This is a genomic window from Bifidobacterium sp. UBA744 (assembly GCA_002298605.1).
Taxonomy (GTDB): domain Bacteria; phylum Actinomycetota; class Actinomycetes; order Actinomycetales; family Bifidobacteriaceae; genus Bifidobacterium.
This window is the reverse complement of record DBKS01000034.1, coordinates 11038-20346: the sequence shown is the minus strand read 5'-3', so window position 1 is coordinate 20346 and position 9309 is coordinate 11038. Positions and strand designations below refer to the sequence as shown.

7 protein-coding genes are annotated in these 9309 nt (G+C 55.0%); 1 reads left to right on the top strand and 6 read right to left on the bottom strand.

The window, feature by feature from the left end:
* Window positions 1-50: 50 nt before the first annotated feature.
* The 4 genes from B2994_RS03775 to B2994_RS03760 all read right to left on the bottom strand — a co-directional run bounded on the left by B2994_RS03775 (window position 51) and on the right by B2994_RS03760 (window position 4323).
* The gene (locus B2994_RS03775) at window positions 51-425 is read right to left on the bottom strand and encodes a hypothetical protein (RefSeq protein ID WP_291527049.1); all 375 of its coding nucleotides are present in this window, start codon (window positions 423-425) and stop codon (window positions 51-53) included.
* A 153-nt stretch (window positions 426-578) separates the two neighbouring features.
* Entirely contained in the window at window positions 579-2369 is a 1791-nt protein-coding gene (locus B2994_RS03770; RefSeq protein WP_291527048.1) for a hypothetical protein, read from the bottom strand.
* 246 nt (window positions 2370-2615) lie between these two features.
* Entirely contained in the window at window positions 2616-3632 is a 1017-nt protein-coding gene (locus B2994_RS03765) for a hypothetical protein (RefSeq protein ID WP_291527047.1), read from the bottom strand.
* 58 nt (window positions 3633-3690) lie between these two features.
* Window positions 3691-4323: a 5' nucleotidase, NT5C type gene (locus B2994_RS03760; protein ID WP_291527046.1), complete on the bottom strand. Its 633-nt coding sequence runs from the start codon at window positions 4321-4323 to the stop codon at window positions 3691-3693.
* A 306-nt stretch (window positions 4324-4629) separates the two neighbouring features.
* Between B2994_RS03760 and B2994_RS03755 the strand changes: the two genes are divergently transcribed.
* Window positions 4630-5526 carry a hypothetical protein gene (locus B2994_RS03755; protein WP_291527045.1) on the top strand — a complete coding sequence of 299 codons (897 nt, stop codon included), beginning with the start codon at window positions 4630-4632 and terminating at the stop codon, window positions 5524-5526.
* A gap of 204 nt (window positions 5527-5730) precedes the next feature.
* Here the strand turns inward: B2994_RS03755 and nrdG are convergent, their stop codons facing one another.
* Together nrdG and nrdD are read right to left on the bottom strand one after the other, a co-directional pair.
* On the bottom strand, window positions 5731-6432 hold the full coding sequence (gene nrdG, locus B2994_RS03750) for an anaerobic ribonucleoside-triphosphate reductase activating protein (RefSeq protein ID WP_291527051.1): 702 nt from the start codon (window positions 6430-6432) through the stop codon (window positions 5731-5733).
* A gap of 250 nt (window positions 6433-6682) precedes the next feature.
* Complete coding sequence (gene nrdD, locus B2994_RS03745; protein ID WP_291527044.1) at window positions 6683-9079, bottom strand: anaerobic ribonucleoside-triphosphate reductase; 2397 nt, start codon at window positions 9077-9079, stop codon at window positions 6683-6685.
* Window positions 9080-9309 lie beyond the last annotated feature (230 nt).

Below are 9309 nucleotides of genomic sequence, written 5' to 3'. Positions count from 1 at the left end.
AACAAAAACCAGTTCATATCAAATAGCACCCATATCTCCATGAAGCAAAGTCAGCTGGCCAAAGTGAATTCAGCCACAGGCTGGCGAGTCAGACAGGTCTGATCGGAGATGCTTTCGGCGGGCGCAACAAACATGCCCTCAAATACGTAAGCATGCTCCACACCGGACAAACGGCGAGTGGACGATTCGGTGAATACGAATGCAGCCTGAATGGAGCGGAGGGAAGCTGGGAGCGCATCGAGATAAAGACGCGAACCGAGCAGCGCCATTCGGCTGGAGTCGGAAAGAATCACCACGCGAGCACTTGACTTTTTCAAGACAGCGCTGCGACGCATATCCGTTGAGCCACCAAAAACGGCACGAAGCCGGGCACGGGAGGAGAAGACATCGCCAAGAGACAGAGAAACAACGGACTGAGTGGACATAACCGGTCTCCTTTCAAACCAATCAACGGTTACACCACTCAGTAATGGACAAAGTTCTCGCAGTATACAAAAATGCTGTTCTGTGTTGCGCTGGGAATTTGTAGCACAACACAGAACAGCGAAAACGTAGACAAACTAAGCTATCTCGTTATTTCAGGCATCCTGCAACATTTTCTCTCTCATCTTTTTCAAGTCGGAAGGTTCTGGCAACAGCGTCTTATCGAAACGTGTTCTGGTCTTCTTTCCAATAAACTTTTGGCCATTGCCTAACAGTACGGACTCATTATGGTATCCCAGTAAAAAGGCCGCATTCACGTCCTCCTCACTCACCAAATCCTTCCAATAAAGAGCATCGACGATAAACTCAATCGATTCAGCCGCGGGCTTCTTGATACTCTTATCGTTGAAATCATCCAAGCCCTTAATATCTTTTTCAAGCTGATTGAGATCATTCGTAAGCGAATCGGAATACTTACTCAAATCATCCTTGAGCATAACCTTCTTCACCGCGTTGAACGCCTGCTCTAGGTTCAGTTCACCAGAAACGCTCTTACAAGCTTTGTCCACTATTTCTTTCTTGGAACGAAGAGATGCACAGAGCTTCGGGTAACGCCTGTAGCAGTGGAGCACTCCCTTCTTAGTAAAGTCGATTTCCTCCCTATGCTCATCATCGAACTTTTCTGTCAGCCAGTTGTACAAGGATTTAGATGGGCCTTGATGTTCAACGCTACCTTCACTTTCCACCCACGCACCAAATGGCCACGGCCACGAAGCCTTGGCATCCGGCTGTTCGATATGCTCAAGGGCACGTTCGACGCGACCATATGCATATGCCAAAGCTGTAGCCTTGAACGTGGTTGGATTCGATCCGGAATGATGAGGCCATTTGATGAGACGCCAAGGCTCAATAACATATTTCTTATTGCCAGCATCATTAAGGATCTCATTCCCATCGGTGGCAAGGATCTTATGCGGGATTTGGGTCGCAAGAATGAGACGAGTAGACGAACTAAGTCCTTCTTCCGATGAGCTACCATAGTCCAGACGAGTGAGTTCCTCATTGAGGATGTCAAGCATCACAGCCTTGACATCCTTGAGATTCTTCTTCGAATTCGCCAAAAAATTATTTAGAACATTCTCTGTGGCCGTCGGAATAAACTTGTAGAAATCAGTCCAGTATGCACCTTTAAGAGGGCCAACGTCAATGGCGGAAAAGCGAGCATTGGGTTTAAACCACCGACTCGCCTCATTTTTGTCGCAATGAAAATTTCGCCAATAGAGGTGGCGGTACTCCTCCTTTAGCTCCTTTAGCTCTTTTTCGATTCCATACGGACCTGTCCACTTGTCACCATCAGTTGACTTCTCCCAAGACAAATCACCACCCCAATTAGGGTAGAGAAAAACGATATCCCTGCGCAAGCGATCTTTAAGAGCAGGAATCTTGATGTCGACACCTTTCTCGATACCGGCGCGATAACCATATTGGAGATCGCACGATTTGCTCCACTGATCCTTGACATCCTCGGGCAGGGCTGGACGAGTCGGGTCCAACGGAAGGGCCCAGCTACTACACAACGAAAAGGACGGACCAGAGTCTTCAGAAGGATTTATCTCGGAATCAAAGAAATGATCCGAATCGGGACCAAAGCCTTTATAATAGGTAGAGCCATCACAGCTGATACCTGTGAAATAGTGGTCCCAAACTATCTTCTTCCAGTCGGCCTTATCCTTCTCCGGGCCGACCTCATCCGAAAAGGCGGACTTGTCTTTCGAATCCTTCAGAATCTTCTTTGTCGTCTCTTTCACTCCAAAATAGTTGGCAAAGTTTTCTCTCAAATCGAACAGCAGTTTATTCAGGTCTTTTGAATCAATGGGTTCGCACAAAGCTTTATAGGCAACGAGATCGACTCGGGCATTTAATGGGATTTGGGATTCATCAGACATCTGGGCAGTTCTTTCCTTAAGGAAACGACGTTACAAGTAATAATTTTAGGCAGAGGGGAAGAGAGGGAAGGGCCACAAGCACCGAACGTGGGAGACAAGCTCCGTAGCAATGCAACTAACTTATTGCAGTTTGTGAATCAATGCCATATTATGAGCGCGGATACCACAGTACCACTTGCGGGCCGTGAGATGCATCGTTTCAGTGACGTGCGTATAGAACCCTTGACATACACGGGGGCGAAACTGTCACTTCAGCATATTGTTGCGGGCGAATTCGGCAATGGCGCAGCGAAGCATCAGATCGGTGTCATCCAGGCCCAAATGCTTTTCGCTCTCGCCGTCCGTCAGCACACCGAGGCGATGTGCCCAAGCGTCAAGCGAATGACCGCCGTTTGACTTCTGGTTGCCCTCCAGCGCTTTGGAAATAGTCATGGAATCAATGATCTTGATCTCGCCGGCAACCTTCGCCTCCGCGTAACCGTCGAGGTGAAGCGTGAGCCACGCATCCTCGAAAAAGGCATTGTGAGCCATGAAAGGATGCTCTTTCAAAGCGTCAAGGAGAATCTTTTGAAGCTGCTTGTTCTCACGGAATGGAGCAACGGCATGAAGATCATCCCATGTGAGATGGTGAACATTGTCAAACGGAATACCCGTAAATTCGTACCAGTCGGGCAGACCAGCCATCTGAGAATGAGCAATCTGTGCACTTGCGCCGCGGGCCATCTCCATCTGCTCCCAACCGACATTGATGATATAACCGCGCTCCGGATTGCCAGACGTGGTCTCTAGGTCGACGCCGGTGATGATGCCCTGAATCGGTTCCGCCTGCAGGACTTGCGCGAACGCCTTCATTTTCGGAGTGCCAGCCGAAACCGCCTGATCATATTGCTCGCGTACATCTTCAACAGAGCGGTTCTGCAATACGGCAATGGCGGAAAATTGCTCCTCATTGGGCAGTGATCTGAAGGCACGTTCACCAAGTTCAACACGACGCGGAACAGGAAGCCACTCAATCATGGAGCGATTGCGATCGGCGAGGGCACGGAAAAGGGCGGCCTCCGTACAACCCTTTCCATGCTTGCGGAGATAATAATCCCGCAAGAAACGCAGGAGGCTCTCGTTGGATTCGATTTCGGCAATAGACACGGAAGAGAAGTCTTCAGCGACGGCATAACTATGAGACTCTTTATCAAAATGCTCATACGCGGCATGGAGCGCAGAAGGATAATCCTTATATCCACCGTAGCGAACGGTTGCAGCCATATTGTTGTCCCTTTCCCTCAACTTACAAAACTCCGAACAAACCAATAGCGATTCTATTTCACTCTTCGGGCCAACGCTCGAACCACGAGAGCAAACGAGACACGGATTCGTCATTCCAGCATGCAATGCGGGGGCCCGGAAGATGCCGGTTATACGGCTGATCGAAAATGACGACATGCTGTCCGACGGCGCGAAGCGATTCGATATTCGACGGCGAATCGTCGATATGGAGCGTGGCCTGCACACTATCCTTAAGACCGGTGAAGCACAGCGACATGTATGGAATGTCGTTGTCGTCAAGCCACTGGGCGGTGTCGGCGACAACCATGCGGTGCTGACCAGATACAAACAGGCGATGGGTGACGATGCGGATGTACACATGCTCGTCAGCAAGCGCCTTCATGGCTTCGGAAACACCCGGAAGCGGACGCATAGTCGCATACAGGTGTTCGGCTTCTGCGGCCTTATGAGCGGCAATGTATTCGGCGGAGGAAGAGAAGGGCCAACCTTCGTTTTCATAGAGCGCATACGAGTCGTTTGACGGTCTGATAGAGGGATCCATGCGGTCGTGACGAACAAGGAAGTCACGAAGACCGCCCATGTAATCAGCGCACACACCGTCCAAATCCAAGTTAAGTACACGGTAACCGTTAAGCCCCACGCGCTGAGATTCATATTGCTCTGGAATCATATGGCTCCTTTTCCATCTCACGATTGCACCACATAGTTAATGGACAAACGCCGCCTGTTTCCCAAATTCGCCCCTCCAACAGGGAATATGCGGCACAAACTTGGGGAAAATACCACCCGTTTCCCAAATTCGAGACGCTAACAGGGAATTAGCGGGACGAATCTGGGAAATAGGCATGGGGCTTCTCAAATTCGGGACGCTTGGAAGCCCCTTCCCCATTCCACACGAGCGTCTAGTCCGGACGAAGCGAAGCCGAACCAAACCAAGCGGGCCATATCATTGACCTAGAGACCGAAAGGGACGAATATGGACGACCAGACAACGCAGCAGATACCGGTCAATTCGGAGATCGCCGAGGGTGTGCCGACGCAGACGACGCAAATGACACAGCCAATGCCCAATGCTCCTCACCGCAAGCGCTGGCCGATTGTGATGGCGATCGTGGTGGCAGTGGTGCTGATCGCGGGAGGCGGAGGCCTGCTGATATATCGCAACGCCCAGCAAACGGCATTGGCCAATTGCCGATCCGCCATGACCGAATTCAGCACCGCCCGCAAGAATCTGCTCGACACCACCAACAACGCATCCGAAAGCGAGCAGCTCGTTCGCAGGCTGCTCGGCGTAGACAAGGTGATGGACGCTTTCGCCGACGCGATGGACGCCGCCGAAGGCACGCTCACCGACAAGGCGTGCGCCGCCAATGCCATGCCAACGCAGCTCAATATCGCGACCGACACCATCCGTTCCGCCACCGATTCGCTGAACACATCAGTGGACAAGATCAACGCCGAAATCAAGTCGCATGCCGGCGACGATCTGGAAGCCCTGCTGAATTCTCTCTCCCCCGGCACCGCAAATAGCGCAAGTCCGAACTCGAATGCGCAACCCGACCCGGAATCTCAATCGGGAACGACGCCGAATGGCAATGACGGCCATGCACTCGACGATGCGCGCCAAGATCTTGAGGATTCGTTGAACGCCGCACGCGCGCTACTCAACCAGCTCAGCGGCAGCCTCGTCAGCAGCGGAACCGGGCAGCTCGTCAAAGACACACTCACCGCTTCCATCGACGCAGCGCAAAAGCTTATCGACAACTCGGGCATCACCGACACCAAACTATTCAAGGCAGCCAAGGTCACCCTCGACGAAGCCGTCACCGCCGTTCAGAATTGGATCGACTCCCAAGCCGCCAAAGCCAAGTGACAATTGAATGGAACCCGGAGAAAGGCGCATCTCCAGCCGCAAATACGGGGACGCCGCTTGCTTGATCTCTGAGACAAGCGGCATTTTGCATCAAGACGCCGCGGTATCAATAAGTCACATAATCACATTTTGCGCGATTTTTGATACAACTGACTTTTTGTACGAATCTCACGCAAAAAGATCCAGGTCAATCGCGTTCCCCACTCAGGAAGCTTGAGAGCCTTCTTGGGATTCGCGATCTTTCAGGTAGGTCTCCGGAATGAATCGTTCCTGATCATGCAGTCTGGGCCAGATCACCGGCTTGCCGGCGCGCAACGATGCCGGCACGTCCAGAATCCGCTGATTTTTGGAGCCGCGGAATTGCAGCAGGGAATCCTTCTGGTTCTTCAGATAGCGGCCGTCAACCAACACGTCGATGAACTCCAGCAGCTCAAGCTTGTCCTGCGTCTCACCGGGGCGCATCAATTCCTCCCACGTATAGCCGGTCCATGCCCAGATGTCCTTGGTGTGGCCGAATTCAGCGCGAATGCGGCGCGCCAACGGCAGCAGCACGGGCGTGGCGAGCAACGGCTCTCCGCCCAAGAAGGTAATGCCCTGCACCCATGAGGCCTTCAGATCCTCGATAATGCGATCTTCGAGCGCCTGCGTGTATTCGTGGCCGGCCTGGAAATCCCAGATGGAGGAGTTGAAGCATCCTACGCAATGGAACGGGCATCCCGACACATACAGGGAATTGCGCACGCCTTCGCCATCGGTGACGATGAAGGTCTTATAGTCGGCGATCATACGCTTGGACATGCGCCGACCATCCCACTGTCCGGCTCTTGGGTCATTGGCAAGCCCATTCGAAGGCACCGAAGGACCGCGATCGGATTCGTCGGGGGCGAAATCGTGACGCTTTGCCATCTTCGTCTCACGCCGGACTGCGGCATCACGCGCCTCCGGGCTGTCTACCAGCGAAAAATCCGCCATCACCGTCTCCTTGCCCTCATTCCCAATTCCCGCTATCCGTCTCACGCCCAACTCCAACCGACGCGCCCGGGCATCAAATCCAGCCGCCTACGAAGCCAGTCCCAAGAAAAGGATATGCCCCTTCGATCACATCGATCGGAAGGGGCACGTCACCTCGCTGTTGAGCGGACTAGTCAGACCCGCGTCACTTGGTGTCTTCGAACCATTCGCGGGTCTCGCCATCGGACAGCGTCACACGACCGGTTTCACCGGCCATATGCTTCACACGATGCGAGATTTCCTCGTGACGGCCATGGACCATCGGGCGCTGCACCGGATTGCCGAGGTAGCCGCAGGTTCGTTTGGTCACGTTGCACTTGTCGGGATCGCTGTTGCCGCACTCCGGGCATTTGAAGCCCTCGTCGGTCGGTTCGAAATCACCCTGGAAGCCGCAGACGAAGCAGTGGTCGATCGGGGTGTTCGTGCCGAGGTAGCCGATGCCGATGTGGTACGCGTAATCCCACACCGCCTCGAGCGCCTTCGGGTTGTCCTGCAGGCACGGGTACTCGCAGTAGTTGATGAAGCCGCCGGAGGCGTAGTAGGGGAAGTCCTTCTCGTAGTTGAGCTTCTCCATCGGGGTGGGCTGCAGCCACACCGGGTAGTGGAAGGAATTGGTGTAGAAGTCATGGTCGGTCACGCCCTCCACACGCCCGAACTTCTCGCGATCCATGCGATTGAAACGATCGGTCAGCGACTCGGCCGGCGTGGAGTACACGGAATAGTGATAGCCCTCCGCCTTGCTCCACTGACGGCACAGTTCGGACATGCGCTTGACAATGGACAGCGCGAATTCCTTGCCCTCCGGATCCCAGCCGTGATCGCGGATCCAGTTCTTGCCGTAGAACACGCTGGTCGCCTCGGCCAGGCCGATGTAACCCAGCGACACGGTGGCGCGCTCGTTCCTGAAGAGCTTGTCGACGCTCTCGTTGGCGCCCAACCGTCCGAATGCGCCGAAGCGGAACAGCGTCGGGGCGTTCACCGGAGTGGCTTCCTTGCAGCGCATGATGCGGAACTGCAGCGCCTGGTGGGCAACCTCCATCCGCTCACTGAACAGCTTCCAGAAGCGGGGTTTGTCTCCGTGGGACTCCAATGCGATGCGCGGTATGTTCACGGAGACGACGCCGAGGTTCATGCGGCCGTCTTCCTCGTCCTTGCCGGTTTCCGGGTTGGTCCAGCCCTGCAGGAAGGAACGGCAGCCCATCGGCGCCTTGAAGGAGCCGGTGATCTTGACGATGTTCTCGTAGAACACCACATCCGGATACATGCGCTTGGTGGAGGATTCGAGCGCCAGCTGCTTGAGGTCATAGTTCGGGTCGCCCGGATCGGCGTTCACGCCATGCTTGATGGTGAACACCAGCTTCGGGAAGATCGCGGTGTGATGCTCCTTGCCCAGGCCGCGGATGCGGTTCAGCAGGATCGCGCGCTGGATCTCACGCGCAAACCAATCGGTGCCGAGACCGAAGCCCACGGTGACGAACGGGGTCTGACCGTTGGAGACGCGGTTGGAGTTGATCTGGTATTCCATCGTCTGCATGGCGTCGTAAATGGCCTTGCGGGTGCGGATCTTGGCGAGGATCTCGCGCTCCTGCTCAAGTTCGTCGACATCGCCATGGAACGGGGTGTCCATGGGCAACGGCTTGCGGGAGCCGAAGTGCAGTTTGGCGGGCTCGTTGCGCTTGGCGTTCGCAACCTGGCGACGGGCGAATTCAACCGGCATGCCGTCGGGGATGTTCTCGCGGGCCTCGGCGAGGAACTTCTCGTAATCCTTCCTGGCGTAGACGGCGAGATGCTCGTCGGCACGGTTGGCTGTCTGGCCGCCGTACTGGCTGGAGGCCACATCCTTCATGATCTGGGTGATCTGCGTGGCCGCGATCGCGATGGACTTGGGAGAGGCCATCGGGGCGTTGCCCAGCGTGAAGCCGTTGGCCAGCATGTCCCAGAAGTTCGGCAGGGAGCAGTTTGACTGCGCGGTGAACGGGGAGTAATCGGCGTCGTGGAAATGGATGTCGCCCTTCATATGGGCGTTCGCCACGGCCGGAGGCAACATGTTGAACGCAGCCGCCTTGGAAACGGCGCCGGCCAGCAGATCACGCTGGGTGGCGTACACGTTGGCATCCTTGTTGGCGTTCTCGTGAATCAGCGTCGGGTCCTGGTTGATGAAGCGGGACACCGCCTCGTTCACGTCGGTGGCCTTGGCGCGCTGGATGTCCTTGTCGAGACGGTAGTTGGTGTAGGCACGGGCCACGTCGTACAGATGGGCGTCGATCAGCGCGTGCTCGACCAGATTCTGGATGTCCTCGATCTTGGCCGGACCGTTGTACCGCTCCCTGATCTCGCCCTCGACCCTGTCGGCGAAGCCGCGGATCATCGCGTCCTCCTCCGGGCCGATCTGCTTGTTCAAGTCGCCGAAAGCCGCCTTCACCGCCGAGATGATGTTGATCGGATCGAAGTCGACCACGCGTCCATCGCGCTTCTCGACAAGCACGGTGGATGTGGCGGCGCCGGCTTCAGGCCGCGTTTCGGTAAGCACATTGGTCTGCATGGGTCCCTCTCTTGGCGGTTCGCCATCCTCAGGCGAGCCAAACAACATTCGTGTAAGTTAACTGCTATAGAAAATGTACGACATCCACACCCCAATATCTAGTTACATCATGTCGTCATTATCACTAGGAGTTGTGGTTTTGGCGACATTCCGCCGATAATCACGGCACTGCGGCCATCGGCCCGGGCGCGTCGTCCGTAGCGTTCTGTGAGTGTCGTCACACCTGCCGC